Raw genomic sequence first — 23377 nt, forward strand, 5'->3', positions numbered from 1 at the left:
AACTGATGTTGATTAAAAAATGATTAAATAATTTGACTGGTTGAATCATGAAAATATCAAAACTACAGCTCATTTATCTGGCAGCATTATCGATGCTTGGCTTCGTTGCTACCGATATGTATCTGCCAGCATTCAAAGCGATGGAAATCGACTTTGCAACAGGCCCAGAGCAAATAGCGCTCTCTTTAACGGTGTTCCTAGTTGGTATGGCGGTTGGCCAGCTAATGTGGGGATTGGCATCCGATAAATTTGGCCACCGCAATACACTCGCGGCCGGGTTAGTGCTGTTTACTATCGCATCATTCGGTTTGGCTTTCTGTGACCAAGTATGGCAACTACTGACACTGCGCTTTATCCAAGCTATCGGTGTATGTGCACCAGCAGTGATCTGGCAAGCTATGGTCATTAAACGCTACTCAAGCAGCAGTCAGCAAATTTTCGCAACGATCATGCCGTTAGTCGCGCTATCACCAGCGCTAGCACCTCAATTAGGGGTAGTGTTGGCAGATAACTTCGGCTGGCACAGTATCTTTATTACGCTAACACTAGTTGGTGTCTTCTTGGTCTTTGCGACAATGGCCCAAAAAGACGAGAAAGCAGAAATCAAACAAACCAGTATGTCTGCCGACATCAAAGCGCTGCTGAGTTCTAAAAAGTACCTTGGCAACGTGTTTATGTTTGCGACGGCTTCGGCTGCATTCTTTGCTTACCTAACTGGTATGCCAGAAATCATGGCGCAACTAGGCTATGAAGCAAAAGATATTGGTTTGAGCTTTATCCCACAAACTATCGCGTTTATGGCTGGTGGTTACTTGGGTAAAGTCGGCGTTCGTAAATTTGGTGATGAAAAAGTTCTACGTCAATTGATTGGACTATTTAGTGTCGCGGCAATAATGATATTCATTGCCTCACAATGGGAACTGTCTTCTATCTGGCCAATTCTAGCGCCTTTCTGTTTAATTGCGGTAGCCAATGGTGCGCTATACCCAATCGTAGTAAACCGCGCGTTGGCAAGTGCTAAGCAAAGCCCTGCAACAGCTGCAGGCCTGCAAAACAGCTTACAAATTACTGTGAGCAGTCTATCAAGCGCATTAGTTGCTGCAATGGCAAGCCAAGCTCAAATGGTAACGGGCGTTGCAATCATCATCTGTATGGGTGGTCTTTGGATGGGTTACATCTTATCTAACCGTGAATTGTCTCAGCACTTCACGACTCCAGACAATGCTCGTGTAGTGAGTGAAGACGAACTTTAATTGTTCAGACAATAAAAAAGAGCCGCGTAATGCGGCTCTTTTTGTTTATAAGCTTTTCAACCCCCATTTCTTGGCAGTCAGCTTGAAAAAGCCTTGGGTCTTTTTCAGCTCAACCCAATGGTTGATGTAATTAATCCATACTTGATCGTCTTGCGGCAACAGCATCGCAATTGGTGTCGGTTTACGCGGAGCGGTCACTGGTACTATCGCCAGTTGTTTAAACTTGTCCACCAACGTCGCTGCTTCCACATTGGACGTCACCGATACATCGGCCCTGCGAGCTAGTAATTCTTGGAAGTCGCGCGCTGGCGCTTCAATCACAATGTGTTGAGCCAGCGGGAAAAACTCTTTCACCATTTTTTCTTGCACCGTTCCTAGTGTCGCCGCGACTTTCACATCAGGCGTATTAAAATCTGCCCAATCAGAGAATTTGGCGAGATCTTTCTTTTGCACAACGGGTACAAAGGCAAGGTAGAAATACGGTTGGCTGTATCCAGCGACTTTCGCGCGCGACATATTCAGGGACGCGCTGCCAGTAATATCGTATTTGTTGGCGGTAATGCCATTGACTAGTGTCTTCCAATCCGTGGCTACATACTCTACTTTTACACCGAGATCTTTAGCAAGCTCGGTCGTTACGTCGATATCAAAGCCACGATAACTGTTGGTTGCAGGGTCTTTCATCGTCATCGGATTCCAATCTCCCGTCGTTCCAACACGGAGTACACCACTGTCTAAAATGGATTGAAGACGGCTTTCAGCATGAGCAATTTGAGTTGCAGCAAGTAAACACATTCCTAGCGCTAGTAAAATCTTTTTCATTTTTATTCCCTTAAAAATAATGACCTTATACGGTTTAATGATTAACCTTTATTAAAGCTCTATTGATAACATAGCAGCAACAATGGAAGTTTTTTAGTTAATTCAGGGAGTAAATGTGACCTTTCGAACTCTATGGCTGATTTCGCTGCTGTTGCTCACAGGTTGCTCAGATTATCAATGGGGCTGGTATGTGCTCGATCCCTCCACGGAGCAAGGACTCACCAATCTGAAGTTTTTAATCGCCGGATTTAGTGACACCATCCAAGTATCACTCCTCAGTATGTTATTTGCGATGACCTTAGGTTTAATCATCGCCCTACCGGCTCTGTCGAACTCTCCCTACTTGAAGTGGATCAACCGCATTTATGTCGAGGTAGTCCGTTCAGTGCCTGTTTTAGTCTTACTACTTTGGGTGTATTACGGTATGCCAACGCTATTGGATGTTTCACTCAATCACTTTTGGGCAGGAGTCATTGCACTGACCATTGCTGAGAGTGCGTTTATGGCGGAGGTGTTTCGCGGTGGAATCCAAGCCATCAGTCGTGGCCAGCATGAAGCGGCTGAATCTTTGGGCTTAAGCTATTGGCAAAAGATGCGCTTGGTAATTCTTCCTCAAGCGTTTCGGCAAATTCTCCCGCCACTGGGCAATCAATTTGTCTACATCCTCAAGATGAGCTCTTTAGTCAGTGTTATTGGTTTAAGCGATCTCACTCGCCGTGCCAATGAGCTGGTGGTGAATGAGTACTTACCCTTAGAGATTTATACCTTCCTCGTTTTGGAGTACTTGTTGCTCATTCTATTCGTATCCCAAGCTGTTCGTTGGCTCGAAAAACGCATCGCCATTCCCAGTTACTAACGATGAAGCCTTTAGCTAGAAACAACAAAGCCGCTCTTGTTGAGCGGCTTTGACAATATAGCGACAGAGCGCAGGTACTGCTTATTTCTGTTTTACAGGGCGTTGCCAGCCATTAATTTTGCGCTCTTTGACGCGAGTAATCACTAACTCGCCTTCTTCAACATCTTTTGTCAGCGTCGTGCCTGCACCGATGGTTGCGCCATCAGCGATAGTGACAGGCGCCACCAGTTGACTATCAGAACCAACAAAAACATCATTACCGATGATGGTTTTAAACTTGTTCGCACCATCGTAGTTACAAGTAATCGTACCGGCACCGATGTTCGTACGTTGACCGATTTCAGCATCACCAAGGTAAGTTAGATGGTTCGCTTTTGAGCCTTCTCCGATACGCGCATTTTTCACTTCTACGAAGTTACCCACATGGGAATCGTTACGCATCTCAGCACCAGGACGAAGGCGAGTAAATGGACCAACGGTACATTCTTCACCAACCGTTGCACCTTCAATCACACTGTAAGGGCGAACGATGGTGTTGTCGTCGATTTCGCAATCTTTCAGTACACAGCCAGCACCGATAACCACGTTATCACCGAGTGATACTTTACCATCAATGATAACATTCACGTCAATTTCACAGTCCATACCGCACTGCAACTCACCACGCAAATCAAAGCGTGCTGGATCGCGTAGCATCACACCTTGCTCTAGTAGCTTCTGAGCTTGCATTGATTGGAAAGCACGCTCTAGACGAGCAAGCTGTGCGCGGTCGTTGACCCCTTCCACCTCAATGGCATTGACTGGGTGTACTGCTTCAACGGCGCGACCTTCATCGTGTGCGGCTGCAATAACGTCAGTTAGGTAGTACTCGCCTTGCGCGTTGTTGTTGTTTAAGCCAGACAACCAACGCTTAAGATCCCCACCGGTCGCAACCATGACACCCGTGTTGATCTCTTTAATTTGTTTTTGTTCTTCCGTTGCATCTTTTTGCTCAACGATCGCAACAACAGGACCATTTTTACGAATAATACGACCATAACCTGTTGGGTTATCAAGCATCACTGTAAGCAGTGCAATACCACCAGTTGGTTGAGCATCCAACAAGTTCTCGATGGTTTCAGCTGAGATTAATGGCACATCACCATAAAGCACGAGGATTTTCTCATCGTCTTCGAAGCGAGGAGATGCTTGGTCAACTGCATGGCCAGTCCCCAACTGATCCGCTTGCAGCACCCAGTTTACTGGCTCTTCAGCAAGAGTGGTTTGCATTTGATCACCACCGTGACCAAATACTAAGTGAATATTTTGTGCACCAAGACCAGTACATGTATCAATCACATGTTTTGCCATTGGCTTCCCTGCCAAAGTGTGTAGCACTTTAGGCATGTTCGAATGCATACGGGTACCTTTACCCGCAGCAAGAATCACAGCACTGAATTTCATTGATAACCTATTGACGTTTTATGTTAATTGGCCGTTATTTTAAACAGCTCTTTTAAAATAGTTAATGGAGTAAGGTAAATTTCCAACTAAAATTAATCAAAAAGGCGACCATTTGGCCGCCTTTTGTCATGCAACGTTGCTAATTGAGCTTAGCGACGCTTTTTTGTCAGCTCGATAACTCGTAGCTGAGCAATGGCTTTAGCCAGTTCACTGGCCGCTTGTGCGAAGTCCATGTCACCATGCTGATTCTGGATTTGCTCCTCAGCGCGGCGCTTGGCTTCTTCTGCCTTCGCTGCGTCTAGCTCTTCACCACGGATAGCGGTATCAGCCAGTACAGTCGCTGTACCAGGCTGAATCTCTACCATACCACCAGAAACATAAATGATTTCTTCGTGGCCGTGCTGTTTCACAATACGCACCATACCAGGCTTGATAGCGGTCAGCAGCGGTGTGTGACCATGGAAAATACCAAGTTCACCTTCGCTACCGGTCACCTGAAACGTTTCAACACGACCAGAGAAGATTTTCTTCTCAGCGCTTACTACGTCTAGGTGAAAGGTTATTGCTGCCATATCGCCTCCTAGTTAGCCTTATAGCTTCTTCGCATTCTCAATAGCATCGTCGATGCTACCGCAGTACATGAATGCCTGCTCAGGAATGTCGTCGTATTCACCAGCTAGTAGACCTTTGAAGCCACGTAGAGTCTCTTTTAGAGGTACGTAAATACCAGGGTCACCTGTAAATACTTCTGCTACGTGGTAAGGCTGAGTTAGGAAACGCTCAATCTTACGTGCACGAGATACAACTTGCTTATCTTCTTCAGATAGCTCGTCCATACCTAGGATAGCAATGATGTCTTTCAGCTCTTTGTAGCGCTGAAGTGTCTGCTGAACGCCACGAGCAACTTCGTAGTGATCTTGACCAACTACTAGTGGATCAAGCATACGAGATGTTGAATCTAGTGGGTCGATCGCAGGGTATAGACCCATTGCAGCGATGTTACGGTTAAGTACAACCGTTGCATCCAAGTGCGCGAACGTGGTTGCTGGAGACGGGTCAGTCAAGTCATCCGCAGGTACGTATACCGCCTGTACAGACGTGATAGAACCTGATTTCGTTGACGTGATACGCTCCTGAAGTACACCCATCTCTTCTGCAAGAGTTGGCTGGTAACCTACCGCAGAAGGCATACGACCTAGCAGTGCCGATACCTCTGTACCTGCAAGTGTGTAACGGTAGATGTTATCAATGAACAGTAGTACGTCACGACCTTCGTCACGGAAACGTTCTGCCATTGTTAGACCAGTCAGTGCAACACGTAGACGGTTACCTGGTGGCTCGTTCATCTGACCGTAAACCATCGCTACTTTCGATTCTTCAGGCTTCTCAACGTTTACAACGCCCGCTTCCTGCATCTCGTAGTAGAAATCGTTACCTTCACGAGTACGCTCACCAACACCCGCAAATACGGATAGACCTGAGTGCTGTAGTGCGATGTTGTTGATAAGTTCCATCATGTTAACGGTCTTACCTACACCTGCACCACCGAATAGACCGATTTTACCACCCTTAGCGAATGGACAAATTAGGTCGATTACTTTAACGCCCGTTTCTAGAAGTGCGATCTCGTTTGATTGTTCTTCGTAGCTTGGTGCGCTGCGGTGGATAGAGTAAACCTCTTCCGCGCCCACTTCACCACGCTCATCAATCGCGTCACCTAGGACGTTCATGATACGACCTAGAGTTTTAGTACCGACTGGTACTGAAATTGGAGCGCCAGTGTTAACCACTTCAACTCCACGACGTAAACCATCAGAGCTACCCATTACGATACAACGAACTACGCCACCGCCTAGCTGTTGTTGAACTTCAAGAACTAGACGCTCTTTTGAGTCCGTTACGTTTAGAGCGTCATATACACTAGGTACATTGCTCTGTGGGAACTCTACGTCGACTACCGCACCGATGATCTGTACGATCTTACCTGTAGCCATCGTTAATCCTCTAAACTATTTCGTTTTACCTAAGCTTAAACCGCAGCTGCACCACCAACGATTTCCGATAGTTCTTGTGTGATCGCAGCCTGACGGGCTTTGTTGTACACAAGTTCCAAATCGTCAATCAAGTTGGTTGCGTTATCCGTTGCAGCCTTCATCGCAATCATTCGAGCCGCTTGTTCACAAGCAAGGTTCTCAACCACACCTTGGTATACCTGAGACTCTACGTAACGCACTAGTAGCGTATCCAGTAGAGGTTTTGGCTCAGGCTCATAGATGTAGTCCCATGAGTGCTCACGCTGCATCTCTTCGCTGTCCGATTTAGGCAAAGGTAGCAATTGATCGATCGTTGGTTGCTGAACCATAGTATTCACAAACTTGTTGAATACTACGTATAGACGGTCCAGTTCACCTTCATCGTATTTCTTCAGCATTACGCCAACAGAACCGATTAGGTCTTCTAAGCTTGGGTTATCACCCAGGCCAGAAACCTGTGCCGCAACTTTTGCGCCACCATGTTTAAAGAAAGCTGTTGCTTTTGAGCCAACAACGGCAAGCTCAATCTCAGCACCTTTCTCTCTCCATGCTTGCATGTCTGTAACGGCTTTTTTGAACACGTTAATGTTCAAACCACCACACAGACCACGGTCTGTCGAAACGATGATGTAACCAACACGTTTAGCTTCACGCTCTTCTAGGTACGGATGACGGTACTCTAGGTTTGCGTTAGCCACATGACCGATCACTTTACGCATTGTTTCAGCGTATGGACGAGAAGCTTCCATTGCATCTTGAGAACGACGCATTTTTGAAGCTGCTACCATTTCCATCGCTTTCGTAATTTTCTGCGTGCTTTTAACACTACCGATTTTATTACGTATCTCTTTTGCGCCGGCCATCGTTACTCTCCGTTAGTTGGTGGCAGAAACTGCCACCGACCTAATTACCAAGTTTGGGTTGCTTTGAAGTCGTCAGTCAGTTTCTTCAACTGAGCTTCGATTTCATCGTTGTAAGCGCCAGACTTGTCGATCTCAGCTGCTAGTTCAGCGTATTGACCGCGAGCGTACGATAGTAGAGCCGCCTCGAAATCTAGAACTTTGTTAAGTTCTACATCATCAAGGTAACCGCGCTCTGCCGCGAAGATAGTTAGAGCTTGGTCAAATACAGACATTGGAGCGTACTGCTTCTGCTTCATTAGTTCTGTTACTTTTTGACCATGGTCTAGCTGTTTCTTCGTTGCTTCATCAAGGTCAGAAGAGAACTGAGCAAATGCTGCTAGTTCGCGGTATGCAGCTAGTGCTGTACGGATACCACCTGATAGTTTCTTGATGATTTTCGTCTGAGCTGAACCACCTACACGAGATACTGAGATACCTGGGTCAACCGCTGGACGAACACCGGCGTTGAATAGCTCAGTTTGTAGGAAGATCTGACCATCGGTAATCGAGATTACGTTAGTCGGTACGAATGCTGAAACGTCACCTGCTTGAGTTTCGATGATAGGAAGAGCAGTCAATGAACCAGTCTTACCTTTCACTTCACCGTTAGTGAAACGCTCTACGTACTCTTCGTTTACACGAGCTGCACGCTCTAGTAGACGCGAGTGTAAGTAGAATACGTCACCTGGGAATGCCTCACGGCCTGGTGGACGTTTAAGTAGTAGAGAGATCTGACGGTAAGCTACCGCTTGCTTAGATAGGTCATCGTAAACAATCAGTGCGTCTTCACCGCGATCGCGGAAGTATTCACCCATCGCACAACCTGCGTATGGCGCTAGGTATTGCAGCGCTGCAGATTCAGAAGCTGATGCAACTACAACGATAGTGTTTTGTAGTGCGCCGTGCTCTTCTAGTTTGCGAACTACGTTAGCGATAGTCGATGCTTTCTGACCAATTGCTACGTAGATAGAGAAAATACCAGAGTCTTTCTGGTTGATGATCGCATCGATCGCCAGTGCTGTTTTACCAATCTGACGGTCACCGATAATAAGCTCACGCTGACCACGACCGATTGGGATCATTGAGTCAACTGACTTATAACCAGTTTGCACAGGTTGGTCTACCGATTTACGGTCGATTACACCTGGTGCGATCACTTCTACAGGCGAAGTCATTTTCGCTTCGATTGGACCTTTACCATCGATAGGCTCACCCAGCGTGTTTACTACGCGGCCTAGTAGTTCTGGACCAACTGGCACTTCAAGAATGCGGCCAGTACCTGTAACTTTCATGCCTTCCTTAAGGTCAGCATATGGGCCCATTACAACCGCACCAACCGAGTCACGCTCAAGGTTAAGTGCCAGTGCATAACGGCCACCCGGTAATTCAATCATTTCACCTTGCATCACGTCCGCTAGGCCGTGGATGCGGATGATACCATCGCTTACCGATACGATAGTACCCTCGTTGCGAGCTTCACTAACAACTTCGAAAGATTCGATACGTTGTTTGATTAGATCGCTAATTTCCGTGGAATTAAGTTGCATGCTCCAATCCCCATTAAGACTGCAATGCATCGCTCAGGCGGTTCAAACGACCACGCGCTGAGTCATCGATGACTAGGTCTCCGGCTCGAATAATAACCCCACCAAGTAGGGTCTCATCTACACTGCAATTCAGCTTCACTTTGCGTTCAAGACGCTTTTCAAGTTTGCTGCCAATGTTTGCAAGTTGCTCATCAGAAAGTTCTGTTGCTGAAATGACTTCAACATCGATTTCTTTCTCATGCTCTTTCTTCAGAGTGTAAAACTCTGTGCAAACATCAGGAAGGGCCGCTAAACGACCATTCTCAGCCATCACCTTCAAAAGGTTTTGACCGTGCGTATCAACTTGTTCGCCGCAAACTGCAACAAAAATCTCTGCCATTTTATCAGCAGAAACCGAACCGGTTAGAAGTTCGTTCATTTGTTCGTTTTTGGCCACTTCAGCAGCAAAAGATAACATTTGGCCCCATTGGTCCAACTGGTCTTTCTCTAAAGCAAAGTCGAAGGCTGCTTTAGCATAGGGGCGTGCGATAGTAGTCAAATCAGACATATGCGCCCCCAGACTTAAAGTTTTGCAGTAATGTTGTCGAGAATATCTTTTTGCGCATCTTTATCGATAGAACGCTCAAGGATTTTCTCAGCACCAGCTACAGCCAGAGTAGCAACTTGTTTGCGCAGGTCATCGCGCGCACGATTGCGTTCAGCTTCAAGTTCTGCTTCTGCTTGCGCTAGGATTTTCTGGCGTTCTGCCTGAGCTTCCTCGCGAGCTTCATCAAGAATTTGAGACTTGCGCTTGTTCGCTTGTTCGATGATCTCAGTTGCTGTGCGCTTCGCTTCTTTCAATTGATCAGAAGCGTTGGCTTGTGCTAGATCCAAGTCTTTCGCAGCACGTTCTGCTGCTTGAAGGCCATCAGCAATTTTCTTCTGACGCTCTTCGATCGCTTTCATCAATGGTGGCCATACATACTTCATGCAGAACCACACAAATAGTGCAAACGAGATTGCTTGACCTAGCAGAGTTGCGTTTATGTTCACAACAGCTACCCCTCTATTTGGACTTAGTGTTAATCAGTGACAAGCGCTAATCGCTCGTCCCGAGTTAAAGGTGATTAACCTAGTTGACCAACGAATGGGTTTGCGAAAGTGAATAGTAGCGCGATTACGATACCGATCATTGGAACCGCATCAAGTAGACCCGCGATGATGAACATCTTAACTTGTAGCATAGGAGCCATTTCTGGTTGACGTGCAGCACCTTCTAGGAATTTACCACCTAGCAGTGCGAAACCAATCGCTGTACCAAGAGAAGCAAGACCGACGATAATACCTACGGCGATTGCAGAAAAGCTCAGTAAAGTTTCCATTACTATCTCCAATTTATAGTTGTTGGCTTAGTGCCCAAATAAAAAGCTTTAAAAAAATTAATGATCAGGATCTTCGTGTGCCATTGACAGGTAAACAATTGTCAACATCATGAATACGAAGGCTTGAATCGTAATAACCAAGATATGGAAGATTGCCCACGGTAGTGAACCCATCCATTGTAAGTACCATGGTAGCATTGCCGCACAAAGAATGAATACAACCTCACCCGCGAACATGTTACCGAATAGACGCATACCAAGTGATAGAGGTTTCGCCAGTAGCGATACCACTTCAATCAGTAGGTTAAACGGAATCATAAGTGGGTGATTGAATGGATGTAGTGCAAGTTCTTTTGCGAATCCACCTAGACCTTTCACTTTGATGCTGTAGTAAATCATCAATGCAAAAACGCCTAGAGCCATAGCCATGGTGATATTCACATCAGCAGACGGTACAACCTTAAGGTAAGGGATACCTAGCCAATGTTCTGCTGGGTACGGTAAGAAGTCGATAGGAACTAAGTCCATCACGTTCATCAAAAATACCCAACAAAAGATAGTCAGTGCTAAAGGCGCGATCAGTGGGTTGCGTCCATGGAACGTGTCTTTGACGTTATCGGCGACAAATTCAACGATCATTTCTACAGCACACTGAAGCTTACCCGGTACACCCGCTGTTGTTCTCTTCGCTACTTTGTAAAAAATTCCGAGGAAGATTAAACCAGTAAACCAAGAAAAAAACAGGCTATCGATATGTACGTTCCAGAAACTTGTCTCCGACCCTACTAAACCCAACTTATACAGCGATAGGTTAGAAAGGTGGTGGGCAATGTAACCGGACGATGTTAGCGCTTCACCTGGCGCAGCCATAACTCATCCTATTTTTTGTTGTTAATGAATAGCACTGGTGCACAGATATTAATACCTAGTACCAGCAAATAGGTTAGTTTGAGGGGAACAAGTTCCACCTGCATATACATGTAGGCAACATAGAACAGTGCAACCGTGATGAGAATTTTCAGTACTTCACCCGTATAGAAGGAAGCCGCGATGCGCTTGGCAGCGCGAGCCCCACTAAACATGAAAGCACACAACGCGAATACTGCATTGGCAACAACAAAAATGCCTCCGCCAATCAACGCTGAAAATCCCCAGTCAGGATTTATGGCTACCGCCATTCCTGCTGCCACAAAAATAACCGCGCCAGACTGGATCATTAACAATTGCCTTGCGAGCTCTCGTCCTGGTCTAGCTAACGCAGCTACCATGTATTCGTACCTCTAGTAATATCCACTTCGCACTAAACTCTCTGTGCTGGGAAATTGGCGAAAATTATACGTTCAGTTCAACGTAAAGCAATTCGATTGCATCAAAAACTTACAGTTTTGTTTACAAAACGACAACTTTCGCACAAAATTCGATTAATTAGATTAATTGACCTAAATCAATTATCTCATCTAGGCCTCAAGCTTGGCAATTAGTTGGTCCAATTTGTGAGGCTCATCAAGACTTATCGTCAATTTCGCTTTTCCGTTTGCAGAACGGGTCAGAGAAACTTTTGCATCAAGCAGCTGACTCAATTTATGCGACATTTGCTCAGCTTCGGTATCTTCTTGTTGCCCTTTTTGCTCATTTTGTGGGGCTAAGCACTTTTTTACTAACTGTTCGGTTTGGCGAACAGTCATTTGCTTTTTCGCGACTTGTTGAGCAACCTCAACCTGCTTCTCACCCTGCAAGGCCAATAGCGCTCGCGCATGACCCATTTCTAGCAATTTATCCGCAACCAAGCTTTTCACATCGGACTCAAGCTGGTTTAAACGTAACAAGTTACTGACCGTCGTTCTCGACTTACCAATCACTTCTGCGACTTGTTGATGCGTAAGCGTAAATTCGTCTTGTAAGCGCTCAAGCGCTTGTGCTTCTTCAATCACATTCAAGTCTTCACGTTGAATGTTCTCAATCAACGCCATGGCAATCGCCGCGCGATCTTCGACTTTCTTCACCAAACACGGCACGCGTTTTAAACCAGCCTGCCTTGCCGCACGCCAGCGGCGCTCACCTGCGATGATCTCAAACTGGCCGCTTTCAACCTGGCGAACCACGATTGGCTGAATAATGCCTTGTGACTGAATCGAAGCCGCTAATTCTTCTAGCGCTTCAGGCGCCATATCTTTACGCGGTTGGTATACGCCCGGTTGCAATTGACCAATCGCTAAGTCGGTTAACTCACCGTCTGCCGATAATTCTTGGCTATGCGATGCAATATGCTGTTTTTCACGAGCAAACGAACTGGTCGACAATAACGCATCCAGTCCTTTTCCGAGACCACGCTTAGACATGGGATTGAATTCCTTAGGTTAGAGTTAAACTGGGATTTCTTCGCGGCGGAGCATTTCGCCCGCTAGAGCAAGATACGCTTTGGCCCCTGCAGAGTACTTATCGTAGTACATCGCAGGTTTACCGTGACTTGGCGCTTCGGCCAAACGCACATTACGCGGAATGACGGTACGGTAAACTTTATTGCCAAAGTGTTTTTTAAGTTGATCGGACACTTCATTCGATAGGCGGTTGCGCGGGTCGTACATAGTACGCAGTAAACCTTCGATTTTGAGGTTTTCATTAACCACAGCCGCTAACTTGCTGATTGTGTCCATAAGAGCAGTTAAACCTTCTAACGCAAAGTATTCACATTGCATCGGCACCAGCACAGAATCAGCTGCTGCCATCGCATTGATTGTAAGAAGGTTTAGAGAAGGAGGACAATCAATAAAGATGAAATCATAGTTATCGCGAACTGACGACAATGCATTTTTTAAACGCACTTCGCGAGCGAACACTTCCATCAATTTGATCTCTGCCGCGGTTACGTCACCGTTCGCCGCGATCAAATCATACTTCCCTGTGGTTTGGGTACATACGACTTGATCGAACGGTGTATCTTCGACCAAAAGATCGTATGCGGTGGCATCGACCATATACTTATCCACGCCACTGGCCATCGTAGCATTGCCTTGCGGGTCGAGATCGATCACCAAAACCTTGCGCTTTGTTGCCGCCATCGAAGCCGCTAAGTTAATGCACGTTGTTGTTTTGCCGACCCCACCTTTCTGGTTGGCGATTGCTACAATTTTACCCACGATTACCTCGCTAATTTTCCTTGCGCGATAAGATTACTAGATGACGATCACCTTCCAACTCAGGAACAGCTAAAGATATGATCTCTGTCACACTGCACCATTCAGGAAGCTGATCCATTTCATCTTTAGGGTGCTGTCCTTTCAGCGCTAGAAACACCCCATGCTCTTGTTTCGGCAAATGGTGGCACCATTCCACCATGTCTGTCATTGAAGCAAAAGCTCGACTCAAAACGCCATCAAATTTTTCTTCAGGTTGGAATTCTTCGACGCGACTTTGAATTGGTGTCACGTTTTTCAGCCCTAATGTGTGCACGACTTGCTTGATAAAACGGATGCGTTTGCCAAGACTGTCGAGCAAGAAGAAGGTCTTCTCAGGGTTCATGATTGCCAAAGGTATGCCCGGTAAACCCGGACCAGTACCAACATCAATGAAGCGCTCACCGGGCAGGTGTGTGCTCACCACGATGCTATCAAGAATATGTTTCACTAACATATCAAGCGGATCGCGCACCGACGTTAAGTTGTACGCTTTGTTCCACTTGTCGAGCAGTTCGACGTAACCGACCAATTGCTCTCTTTGTTGCTCTGACACTTCTAAATCGGTTTTCGCGATCAGTGAATCCAGCTTTGTTCGCAATGCGCTCATTATTCTTCCTCACCTTTCTTCAGCAAACCATGTTTTTTCAAGTGAACAAGAAGAATAGAAATTGCAGCAGGCGTAATACCAGAAATGCGCGATGCAATACCGATGCTCTCTGGTTTGGCTTCACTCAGTTTAGCAACGACTTCGTTTGATAAACCTTTTACATCGCGGTAATCCAAATCTGCGGGTAGCTTGGTATTTTCGTGACGCAATGATTTTTCGATCTCTTCCTGCTGACGCTTGATGTAACCATCGTATTTTACTTGAATTTCAACTTGCTCAGCCGCTTGCTGATCTTCAAGTGCAGGAGCAAACGCTTCAAGTTGCGTCAGTTGCGAATACGTGATCTCAGGACGACGCAGAAGATCCTCACCACTCGCTTCACGTGCCATTGGTGTTTTCAGCAGCTTGTTCAGCTCATCCACGCCTTCTGACTTCGGATTCATCCACGTTGATTTCAAACGTTGACGTTCCGTTTCCATGTTATTGAGTTTCTCGTTAAAGCGAGCCCAACGAACATCGTCAATCAAGCCTAACTCGCGTGCTTTTTCCGTTAAACGTAAATCGGCGTTATCTTCACGTAGCAACAAGCGATATTCCGCACGAGAAGTGAACATGCGGTACGGTTCTTTGGTACCCATGGTCGATAAATCATCAATCAATACGCCCATGTAAGCTTGGTCACGACGTGGGCTCCAGCCTTCTTTGTCTTGGCTGTACAAGCTTGCGTTTAGACCGGCCATCAAGCCTTGCGCTGCGGCTTCTTCGTAACCAGTCGTACCATTAATCTGACCAGCAAAGAACAGACCATGAATAAACTTGGTTTCGTACGTTTGCTTCAAATCACGTGGATCGAAGAAATCGTACTCAATCGCATAACCAGGACGAACGATATGCGCATTTTCAAAGCCTTTCATTGAGCGAACGATTTGTACTTGCACATCAAATGGCAAGCTAGTCGAGATACCGTTAGGGTATAGCTCGTGCGTCGTTAAACCTTCTGGCTCAATGAAGATTTGGTGGCTATTTTTATCCGCAAAACGCATCACTTTGTCTTCAATCGACGGGCAGTAACGCGGACCAATGCCTTCAATCACACCCGCGTACATCGGACTGCGATCCAAGTTGCTACGGATCACGTCGTGCGTTTGCTCATTGGTGTGCGTAATAAAACATGGGATCTGACGCGGGTGTTGTTCGCGTTTACCCATGAATGAAAATACAGGGGTAGGGTTATCACCGTGCTGAGCTTCAAGCACTGAAAAATCAACAGTGCGAGCATCAATGCGCGGTGGGGTACCCGTTTTTAAACGATCCACACGGAATGGCAGCTCACGTAATCGATCCGCTAATGCGATCGACGGTGGATCCCCTGCACGTCCACCTGAAGAGCTCTCCATGCCAATGTGGATCTTACCACCAAGGAACGTACCTACCGTTAGTACGACGGCTTTCGCATGGAAGCGAAGTCCCATTTGAGTCACCACGCCAACCGCGCGGTCTTGCTCAACAATCAGATCATCCACTGACTGCTGGAACAGCGTTAAGTTAGGTGCATTTTCTAATGCGTTACGGACATACGCTTTGTACAGAGCTCGATCCGCTTGAGCTCGAGTCGCTCGAACTGCAGGACCTTTGGAAGCATTTAGTGTACGGAATTGAATACCTGCATGGTCGATGGCTTCAGCCATCAAACCGCCCATAGCATCCACTTCTTTTACTAAGTGACCTTTACCAATACCACCAATCGCCGGGTTACAAGACATCTGGCCTAATGTATCGATGTTATGGGTAAGGAGAAGCGTTTTTTGTCCTGTGCGTGCAGATGCGAGCGCGGCTTCCGTTCCTGCGTGTCCGCCACCGACAACAATGACGTCAAAGTTTTCGTGATAAAGCATGAACTGACCTCAGGTATTCAAAGGGATTTAATGGACAGATAAAGGAGCCGTATTTTACCTGCTTTATGCCACAGAGAAAAACGTTTTCTCGTTTTATCCGTTTTAAGCTTCAAGATAAATATATATAAGATCTATATATATGATCTTTTATTAGATCTACTATTAGGATCGACCGTTTCTGTGGATAACCTAAAAATGATCAACAAGATCATGGATCTTCTTTGGATCATATCTTGTGATCATGATTGGATCAGATCGAGGATTACCTGGGATCAAAAGTGGTAGTTATACACAGGGGGTAAAATTGATCAAAGTTGTTATTGGGATAACTAAAGGAAAATCACTGGATCTTATCGTAGTTATCCACAGCTAGTTTGGTTGGTTTTTGAGCAGTTAAACAAAATAATTTGACGGGAGTTATTCACATTGGGGAAAACAGAGCCGAATTTCGACTCTGTTGAAGGGAAAGCGGGGAGCTTAAAAGCGTTCGATATTCTCTTTTAACCATGCCTCAGCGGCGTCTTCGGGTACTGCATGGCTCAGTACATCAATCTTAAGACAATCAGCGAGCGGTGTGGCACCAATGTCCTCTAGTAAATCATAAGCGTGTTGACCAGCGGCGCAGAACGTATCATAGCTTGAATCACCAATCGCAATCACTGCGAACTTTACGTCGGTCATTTTCGGCGGGGTATTTTGTAATGCCGCGATAAAAGGTTGAATATTATCAGGGTACTCACCAGCCCCATGGGTTGAGGTGATCACCAACCACGTTCCTTGATTTTCGATCTCATCGAGGGACGGCTGGTTGTGGATCGTTGTTTCAAATCCATTCTCGTTGAGTAGATCACTCAGGTGATCCCCTACGTATTCTGCGCCACCTAGCGTGCTGCCTGTAATAATGTGGATCATACTTCTTCCTTATTGAATGCGACGGCTAAAGCTCATGGATGGCTTGCCGTACAAAAAGAAACGCGGTGTGAGTTAAGCTCAGCACCGCGCGTTCGATTATTTACTTACCGATACAGAATGAAGAGAAGATTCGGCCCAGTAAGTCGTCAGAACTGAACTCTCCGGTAATCTCGTTGAGATGCTGTTGGGTGATGCGCAGCTCTTCTGCCAGTATCTCACCAGCCATATAGCCTTCAAGCTGTTCCTGGCCTATTTGAAGGTGCTGTGCGGCGCGTTCCAACGCATCGAGGTGACGGCGACGAGCCATAAAGCCACCCTCACTGTTGCCAGAGAAGCCCATGCATTCTTTGAGGTGTTCACGCAGAGCTTCAACTCCTGCACCAGTTTTCGCTGACAAGCGGATGAGGGTAGGGTTATTGACGTGGCAGATCCCCATTTCTTCACCCGTTTGATCCGCTTTGTTTCGGATCACGGTTATGCCGATATTGTCGGGTAGGCGATCCACAAAGTCTGGCCAGATATCTTTCGGATCGGTGGCATCGGTTGTGGTGCCATCCACCATGAACAAGACGCGGTCTGCTTGAGCGATTTCATCCCACGCGCGCTCAATACCGATTTTCTCGACTTCGTCGGAGGCATCACGCAGACCTGCTGTATCAATGATGTGCAGTGGCATTCCATCAATGTGGATATGCTCACGCAGGACGTCACGTGTCGTACCTGCGATGTCGGTTACGATTGCAGACTCTTTGCCTGATAGCGCGTTCAGTAGGCTTGATTTGCCCGCATTTGGACGACCAGCAATCACGACTTTCATCCCTTCACGCATGATCGCGCCTTGGTTGGCTTCTTTACGCACCGCATCTAGGTTGTCGATGATGGCTTGTAGGTCACCAGCCACTTTACCGTCGGCCAAAAAGTCGATTTCTTCTTCTGGGAAGTCGATGGCTGCCTCAACATAGATACGCAAATGAATCAGTGACTCAACTAAGGTATTAATGCGCCCTGAAAAGGCGCCCTGTAAGGATTGCAACGCCGATTTTGCTGCTTCTTCAGAACTTGCATCAATGAGGTCTGCAATTGCTTCTGCTTGAGCGAGGTCGAGTTTATCGTTCAGGAACGCGCGTTCAGAGAACTCACCAGGGCGAGCTGCTCGAATACCATTAATACCTAGAATGCGCTTTATCAGCATATCCATCACGACGGGGCCGCCATGGCCCTGCAGCTCAAGTACGTCTTCACCTGTAAATGAGTGCGGGTTAGGGAAGTACAGAGCGATGCCCTGATCAAGCACAGTGCCATCTTCTGACTTAAACGGCAGGTACTCTGCATAGCGGGGCTTTAGTGTCTTACCCGTGACTTCTAACGCCACTTGGTTGGCTTTAGGGCCTGATACTCGAATAATACCGACACCGCCACGACCAGGCGCGGTCGCTTGAGCGACAATCGTATCTGTAGTCATAATTTTGCCTTTTGAGCTGGGCTCAAATTGAGCCATAACTTTAGTTAGCTGAATTGTAATCAGCCAAAAACAAAAAGGCGACCTTTTGGCCGCCTTTCTCAATCATTTCCTAAAAGGTTACTTGCTGTGTAAGCCTTTTTTCTCTAACCCTTTGTAGATAAGAGTTTGCTGGATAAGCGTTACGATGTTCGACACCAACCAGTACAGAACGAGACCTGATGGGAAGAACAAGAAGAAGAAGGTAAACATAACCGGCATAAAGGTCATGATCTTCTGCTGCATTGGATCCGTTACCGTTGTCGGGCTCATCTTCTGGATTAGGAACATAGACGCACCCATCAATAGCGGCAGGATGTAGTAAGGGTCCTGCGCTGACAAGTCGTGAATCCAACCAAAGAATGGTGAGTGACGAAGCTCTACCGATTCCATTAGTGCCCAGTAAAGCGCGATGAAGATAGGCATCTGTAGGATAAGAGGTAAACAGCCACCTAGTGGGTTCACTTTCTCTTTCTTGTACAGTTCCATCATTTCTTGGCTCATGCGCTGACGGTCATCACCGATACGCTCACGCATTGCTTGCAGCTTAGGCTGTAGCATACGCATTTTCGCCATAGACGTGTATTGCGCTTTTGTTAGTGGGTACATTGCACCACGAACGATGAAGGTCAGACAGATGATTGCCACACCCCAGTTACCAACAAAGCTCTGGATGAATGAAAGCAACATATGAAGAGGCTTCGCAATGAACCATAACCAGCCGTAGTCCACTACTAGGTCTAGGTTAGGTGCCACTTCTGCCATTTCATCTTGCAGTTTTGGACCAACCCAAAGTGTTGCTTCAAACTTAGCCTGATCGCCTGTTGCGATAGTTTTGTTCGGCATACGAACGCCGATGTCGCCTAGGTTGCCAATTACACGAGTGTATAGGTTAGTACCTGGTTCGTTACGTGGGATCCAAGCTGCGGCAAAGTAGTGCTGAATCATTGCTGCCCAACCTTGGCCATCGGCTAGGTTAAGAGACAGGTTGCGATCCTGCATATCATCAAAGCTGTACTTCTTGTAACGCGTATCTTCTGTTGAGTATGCGCCACCACGGTAAGTAGGCATTGTGATGCTACCACCATCGTCCATTAGGTTTTGACGTAGGTGAGCGTACATACCAAATGTTGCGTTGTTGCCTGAGTTGTTCACTACATCGTATTCAACATTAAGCGCGTAGCTGCCGCGTTTAAAGATGTAAGTTTTGGTGTATTCGATGCCGTTTGCAGTGAATGTCATCGGAACGCGAAGTTCATCTTGACCGTCAGCCATTGTGAAGCTGTCTGCACTTACGTTGTAGTGAGGGCGATTTGTGCTGCTCAAGTCGATACCTTGAGGACCCACTAGACCGCTTTGAGCGATAAATTGGTGACCTTGAGCGTCTTTAAGCAGAACAAAGGAATCTGATGAATCTAACTCAGCAGAGTATTCGTTAAGGTTGGCATGTACCACATCGCCACCAACGGTGTCGATCGACAGAGTTAAAACATCAGTCGTTACTGTGATAGTTTTTGCAGAAGCTTGCTGTTGGCCAGGAACTGGGTCAAGTTCATCAGCAAAAGATGGTGCAGGTAGAGTGCTGCTTGATTGAGCCTGTTCAACTGCTTGAGGTTCTGGATTCTTTGCTACTTGCCATTGTTGAAACAGCAAAAAAGAAACCAGGGCCAAACCGATGAGCAGGATATTACGTTGAGAATCCATCGTTAGTTATCTCTGTCTTGTTTTTGGACTGGTGGAACGGGGTCATACCCCCCTTCATTCAAAGGGTGGCATTTTAATAGACGTTTGCCTGATAACCAACATCCTTTTACAAAACCGTGAGCTCTCAAAGCTTCTAGCGCGTAAGTGGAACAGGTTGGTGTGAACCGGCAACGAGGACCAATCAAAGGGCTGATAAACCAGCGATACAGATAAACGAGCCCAATGGCTATCCACGTGAAGGGCGAGACAGGCGTTGCCATAGCTTATCAAACAACTTAAAAATTTCCTCATTGCTTAAATCTTGCGCGCTTTTCTTCGCAATCACAACAAAATCTTTGTTTGGAAGCTGATGTTGATTGTTACGAAAGCTTTCACGAGCCAAACGCTTAAATCGGTTACGACCGACAGCCGTTTTGATTTGCTTTTTTGGAACCGCTAAACCTAATCGTGGATGAGAAAGTTTGTTATTGCGAGCAATGATGGTGAAATGAGGCGAGCCAGCTCGATGAGCTTGCTGGAAGACGTTTTGATAATGCTCGGGAGTTAACAAACGTAACTCCCGATTAAACGCGTACGTGTTCAAAATAAACTAGCGATTATTTTGATAGGCGCGCACGGCCTTTTGCACGACGTGCGTTGATAACTTTACGACCGTTCTTAGTTGCCATGCGAGCACGGAAGCCGTGAGTACGCTTGCGCTTTAGAACTGTAGGTTGAAAAGTGCGTTTCATGATAATTACCTTTACTGATCAGTAGTTTTAGGTTCTTGTTAAACCCGGCGTGGGTATTTGCTTTCTTATATAAAGAAGCTCTTTATATAGAGAAGGACAACCGACGCCTCTCAACAAAGAGGCGGAATTGTAATCACACTCACATAATGTGTCAATGACTCAATGAGTACGAAATTCCGGCCGGGCGATTATACGTAGTGTGAGTAAAATCTCAAGGATCAATCGATCCTGATGCTTGATCGTTACTCTATTCCTACTTGGTTAAGGAATTTTTTCAAACGAGGATCTTGTGGATTATCGAAGATATCCTGTGGAGAACCTTGCTCTACGATATTGCCTTCCGCCATGAAGATCACTCTATCAGCGACTTCTTTCGCGAATTGCATCTCGTGCGTCACCACCAGCATGGTTTGATGCTGATTAGCTAACTTCTTCATTAATGAGAGAACTTCTCCAACCCATTCCGGATCCAACGCAGAAGTTGGCTCGTCAAATAACAGCAGTTCTGGTTGCAGCGCCATCGCTCGGCCGATACCCACACGTTGTTGTTGGCCGCCAGACAATGCCGCTGGATAACTATCGCCTTTATCCCCAAGGCCTATGTCATCCAGAATTTGTTGCGCTCGTTTGAGAGCATCGGCTTTTTTCCATCCTCGAACGGTCACTAGACCTTCGGCAATATTCTGGCGCGCATTCATATGGGCAAACAGGGCATAGTTTTGGAACACAAAGCCAGTTCGACGACGCAGCGCTAATACTTCGGCTTTTGTGTGTTTTTGAGTATCAACGGAGATGTCATCTATCGTGATACGACCTTCATCTGCTTGTTCTAGAAAGTTCACCGTACGCAGCAAGGTTGATTTACCCGTACCACTTGAGCCGATAATCACGATGATCTCACCTTGCTGAATATCGAGATCAATGCCTTTCAGCACTTCAGTCTCACCAAAACGTTTGTGAATATTTTCTAACTTAATCATCGTACGTACGCCTTATTCAGTTTTGCTTCTGCCCAGATTTGTACGCGAGTCAGAATCACCACCACGCCCCAGTAAATAAGAGCAACCGCAAGGAAAGCTTCAAAGAAACGGAAACTTGATGAGGCTTCCATCTGTGCTTTCGCCATGATTTCGGCCACACCAAGCGTGAAGGCGAGAGACGTTGACTTGATCATATCGATGAAATAGTTCATCAATGAAGGCAGTGCGACACGCGTTGCTTGAGGTAAAATCACTCGGCGCATCGCCTGAGATGTTGTCATACCCACCGACAAGCTCGCTTCCATCTGGCTACGATCAATACCAATAATGGCGGCACGAATACTTTCCGCCATATAAGCGGCAAAGTGCAGCGTTAAACCGATCACCGCTGCTGAGAAGGCATCAATACCCACCATCAATGGGAAAATTTGTGGTAAGCCGTAATAAAGCAGGAAAAGCTGAACTAAGAGAGGGGTGCCACGGAAGAAGCTGATGTACAGTTGGCTTAATTGATCCAGAACTGGCAGTTTAAATACGCGAATATTGGCTAAAATGACGGATAAAATCAGTGAAAACACCAATCCCCATGTCGCCATTTCCATGGTAGTGCCAAGATATTTCAGTAATATCGGCAGCAGTTCCAACATGTAATTAAAGTCAAATCCCATACGGCTTACCTAAAGGCTAGAGAAAAGAAAAGGTGGAAAACAAGTTCCACCTTTACGTAAGTTTATTTTAGTCCGAGAGTGATACCACTTTGCGGCCTAAAGTACAAAGAGTTCTTATTTCGTGATGTCAGCGCCAAACCACTTCACGGAAATTTTCTCTACTGTACCATCTGCGCGCATCTCAGCCAGTGCTTTGTTTACTTCTTCTTGCAGCTTACGACCTTTCTCGTTGTCCACGAAAGGCCATGCGTTTTGAATGGTTTCAAACGGTTCGCCCGCCAATTCCAGAGGAAGACCGGTTTCCTTAATCAGTTCTAGCGCAGAAAGACGATCCATTACAAATGCATCTGCACGACCGAGCGCCACGTCATGTTCGATACCAGTGTCGTACGTTTTAATGTTGATCTTGCCGTCTTTGTCGTATTGACGCAGCAGTTGCTCGAAGTTAGATCCTAGGTTCACCGCAACGGTTTTGCCCGCAAGATCGTTAACACCTTTGATGCTTTCGTTGCCTTTACGCACGGTAATTTGTGCGCCATCTACAACGTAAGGGTCAGCAAATAGGTATTTGGCTTTACGCTCATCAGTCATGGTGATTTGGTTGGAGATCGTATCGATACGACCAGTTTCTAATAGACCAAATAAACCAGAGAAGTTAGCGGTTACGTATTCGATTTTGTAATCGTTGCGTTTGCCGATTTCATCCCACATGTCGACTTCAAAGCCTTGTAACTTGTCTTGCTTTACAAAAGTAAACGGGAAGTAGCGACCTGACATACCAACTTTGACTTCAGTAGCGGCTTGTACGGTTGCTGCCGACAGTGCAATGGCTGCAACGGCAACCTTAATCCAGTTTTTCATAATACATCTCCATAATTTTATGGTTGGAAATACTACTGTTAGTTAGCTCAATTAAATAAATAACCAAGAGCAATAACCTAGACCTGTGAGTTATTAGATAATAGAAGAAGAATGTTAAATGTGACGAA

Annotated in this window: 26 protein-coding genes; 2 read left to right on the forward strand and 24 right to left on the reverse strand. The window is 46.3% G+C overall.

Annotated features, from left to right (window positions below):
- Positions 1-47 precede the first annotated feature (47 nt).
- Positions 48-1253 carry a purine nucleoside transporter PunC gene (punC, locus tag L3V30_RS21360; RefSeq protein WP_031780373.1) on the forward strand — a complete coding sequence of 402 codons (1206 nt, stop codon included), beginning with the start codon at positions 48-50 and terminating at the stop codon, positions 1251-1253.
- Between the two features lie 45 nt (positions 1254-1298).
- On the opposite strand, the gene L3V30_RS21365 is transcribed toward punC, so the two are convergent.
- On the reverse strand, positions 1299-2075 hold the full coding sequence (locus L3V30_RS21365; RefSeq protein ID WP_005394073.1) for a transporter substrate-binding domain-containing protein: 777 nt from the start codon (positions 2073-2075) through the stop codon (positions 1299-1301).
- 115 nt (positions 2076-2190) lie between these two features.
- Between L3V30_RS21365 and L3V30_RS21370 the strand changes: the two genes are divergently transcribed.
- Positions 2191-2931 carry an amino acid ABC transporter permease gene (locus L3V30_RS21370; protein ID WP_031780374.1) on the forward strand — a complete coding sequence of 247 codons (741 nt, stop codon included), beginning with the start codon at positions 2191-2193 and terminating at the stop codon, positions 2929-2931.
- Positions 2932-3012: 81 nt separating this feature from the next.
- Here L3V30_RS21370 and glmU read toward each other — a convergent pair whose 3' ends face one another.
- From glmU to L3V30_RS21485, 23 genes are all read right to left on the reverse strand, one after another.
- Entirely contained in the window at positions 3013-4374 is a 1362-nt protein-coding gene (gene glmU, locus L3V30_RS21375) for a bifunctional UDP-N-acetylglucosamine diphosphorylase/glucosamine-1-phosphate N-acetyltransferase GlmU (RefSeq protein ID WP_237309824.1), read from the reverse strand.
- A gap of 149 nt (positions 4375-4523) precedes the next feature.
- A complete protein-coding gene (locus tag L3V30_RS21380) occupies positions 4524-4946 on the reverse strand; it encodes a F0F1 ATP synthase subunit epsilon (protein WP_005378937.1) in 423 nt (140 codons plus the stop codon).
- Between the two features lie 18 nt (positions 4947-4964).
- A complete protein-coding gene (atpD, locus tag L3V30_RS21385; protein ID WP_005383849.1) occupies positions 4965-6368 on the reverse strand; it encodes a F0F1 ATP synthase subunit beta in 1404 nt (467 codons plus the stop codon).
- Between the two features lie 35 nt (positions 6369-6403).
- Entirely contained in the window at positions 6404-7270 is an 867-nt protein-coding gene (gene atpG / locus L3V30_RS21390) for a F0F1 ATP synthase subunit gamma (RefSeq protein WP_005394082.1), read from the reverse strand.
- Between the two features lie 44 nt (positions 7271-7314).
- A complete protein-coding gene (gene atpA / locus L3V30_RS21395; protein WP_005394084.1) occupies positions 7315-8856 on the reverse strand; it encodes a F0F1 ATP synthase subunit alpha in 1542 nt (513 codons plus the stop codon).
- 13 nt (positions 8857-8869) lie between these two features.
- Entirely contained in the window at positions 8870-9403 is a 534-nt protein-coding gene (gene atpH / locus L3V30_RS21400; RefSeq protein WP_005394085.1) for a F0F1 ATP synthase subunit delta, read from the reverse strand.
- Between the two features lie 14 nt (positions 9404-9417).
- Positions 9418-9888 (reverse strand): F0F1 ATP synthase subunit B, encoded by a 471-nt coding sequence (gene atpF / locus L3V30_RS21405; protein WP_031780375.1) that lies wholly within the window; start codon positions 9886-9888, stop codon positions 9418-9420.
- A gap of 74 nt (positions 9889-9962) precedes the next feature.
- A complete protein-coding gene (gene atpE, locus L3V30_RS21410) occupies positions 9963-10217 on the reverse strand; it encodes a F0F1 ATP synthase subunit C (RefSeq protein ID WP_002540812.1) in 255 nt (84 codons plus the stop codon).
- Positions 10218-10274: 57 nt separating this feature from the next.
- On the reverse strand, positions 10275-11087 hold the full coding sequence (gene atpB / locus L3V30_RS21415; protein WP_005378922.1) for a F0F1 ATP synthase subunit A: 813 nt from the start codon (positions 11085-11087) through the stop codon (positions 10275-10277).
- An 8-nt stretch (positions 11088-11095) separates the two neighbouring features.
- Entirely contained in the window at positions 11096-11485 is a 390-nt protein-coding gene (locus L3V30_RS21420; RefSeq protein WP_005378921.1) for a F0F1 ATP synthase subunit I, read from the reverse strand.
- 189 nt (positions 11486-11674) lie between these two features.
- Positions 11675-12556: a ParB/RepB/Spo0J family partition protein gene (locus tag L3V30_RS21425; protein WP_012841266.1), complete on the reverse strand. Its 882-nt coding sequence runs from the start codon at positions 12554-12556 to the stop codon at positions 11675-11677.
- Positions 12557-12580: 24 nt separating this feature from the next.
- On the reverse strand, positions 12581-13354 hold the full coding sequence (locus L3V30_RS21430) for a ParA family protein (protein WP_005383838.1): 774 nt from the start codon (positions 13352-13354) through the stop codon (positions 12581-12583).
- Between the two features lie 10 nt (positions 13355-13364).
- The gene (gene rsmG / locus L3V30_RS21435) at positions 13365-14000 is read right to left on the reverse strand and encodes a 16S rRNA (guanine(527)-N(7))-methyltransferase RsmG (RefSeq protein WP_005394093.1); all 636 of its coding nucleotides are present in this window, start codon (positions 13998-14000) and stop codon (positions 13365-13367) included.
- On the reverse strand, positions 14000-15895 hold the full coding sequence (gene mnmG, locus L3V30_RS21440; protein ID WP_047010278.1) for a tRNA uridine-5-carboxymethylaminomethyl(34) synthesis enzyme MnmG: 1896 nt from the start codon (positions 15893-15895) through the stop codon (positions 14000-14002). The genes rsmG and mnmG overlap by 1 nt, the downstream gene beginning before the upstream one ends.
- A gap of 477 nt (positions 15896-16372) precedes the next feature.
- Positions 16373-16807: an FMN-binding protein MioC gene (mioC, locus tag L3V30_RS21445; protein ID WP_005394096.1), complete on the reverse strand. Its 435-nt coding sequence runs from the start codon at positions 16805-16807 to the stop codon at positions 16373-16375.
- 100 nt (positions 16808-16907) lie between these two features.
- Positions 16908-18269, reverse strand: a complete 1362-nt coding sequence (gene mnmE / locus L3V30_RS21450; protein WP_104969982.1) for a tRNA uridine-5-carboxymethylaminomethyl(34) synthesis GTPase MnmE — start codon at positions 18267-18269, stop codon at positions 16908-16910.
- A 117-nt stretch (positions 18270-18386) separates the two neighbouring features.
- On the reverse strand, positions 18387-20009 hold the full coding sequence (gene yidC, locus L3V30_RS21455) for a membrane protein insertase YidC (RefSeq protein ID WP_005383834.1): 1623 nt from the start codon (positions 20007-20009) through the stop codon (positions 18387-18389).
- Between the two features lie 2 nt (positions 20010-20011).
- Positions 20012-20269 (reverse strand): membrane protein insertion efficiency factor YidD, encoded by a 258-nt coding sequence (yidD, locus tag L3V30_RS21460; RefSeq protein ID WP_005378822.1) that lies wholly within the window; start codon positions 20267-20269, stop codon positions 20012-20014.
- The gene (gene rnpA / locus L3V30_RS21465; RefSeq protein ID WP_005394102.1) at positions 20236-20559 is read right to left on the reverse strand and encodes a ribonuclease P protein component; all 324 of its coding nucleotides are present in this window, start codon (positions 20557-20559) and stop codon (positions 20236-20238) included. The genes yidD and rnpA overlap by 34 nt, the downstream gene beginning before the upstream one ends.
- Positions 20560-20605: 46 nt before the next feature.
- The gene (gene rpmH / locus L3V30_RS21470; protein ID WP_005378825.1) at positions 20606-20740 is read right to left on the reverse strand and encodes a 50S ribosomal protein L34; all 135 of its coding nucleotides are present in this window, start codon (positions 20738-20740) and stop codon (positions 20606-20608) included.
- Positions 20741-20982: 242 nt separating this feature from the next.
- Positions 20983-21720 (reverse strand): amino acid ABC transporter ATP-binding protein, encoded by a 738-nt coding sequence (locus L3V30_RS21475; RefSeq protein WP_182037149.1) that lies wholly within the window; start codon positions 21718-21720, stop codon positions 20983-20985.
- Positions 21717-22388 carry an amino acid ABC transporter permease gene (locus L3V30_RS21480; protein ID WP_005378829.1) on the reverse strand — a complete coding sequence of 224 codons (672 nt, stop codon included), beginning with the start codon at positions 22386-22388 and terminating at the stop codon, positions 21717-21719. Before L3V30_RS21480 ends, L3V30_RS21475 begins: the two co-directional genes overlap by 4 nt.
- Positions 22389-22502: 114 nt before the next feature.
- Positions 22503-23249: an amino acid ABC transporter substrate-binding protein gene (locus tag L3V30_RS21485; protein ID WP_237309825.1), complete on the reverse strand. Its 747-nt coding sequence runs from the start codon at positions 23247-23249 to the stop codon at positions 22503-22505.
- Positions 23250-23377 lie beyond the last annotated feature (128 nt).

Origin of the sequence: Vibrio sp. A1-1 (assembly GCF_021728175.1) — a bacterium.
GTDB lineage: Bacteria > Pseudomonadota > Gammaproteobacteria > Enterobacterales > Vibrionaceae > Vibrio > Vibrio diabolicus.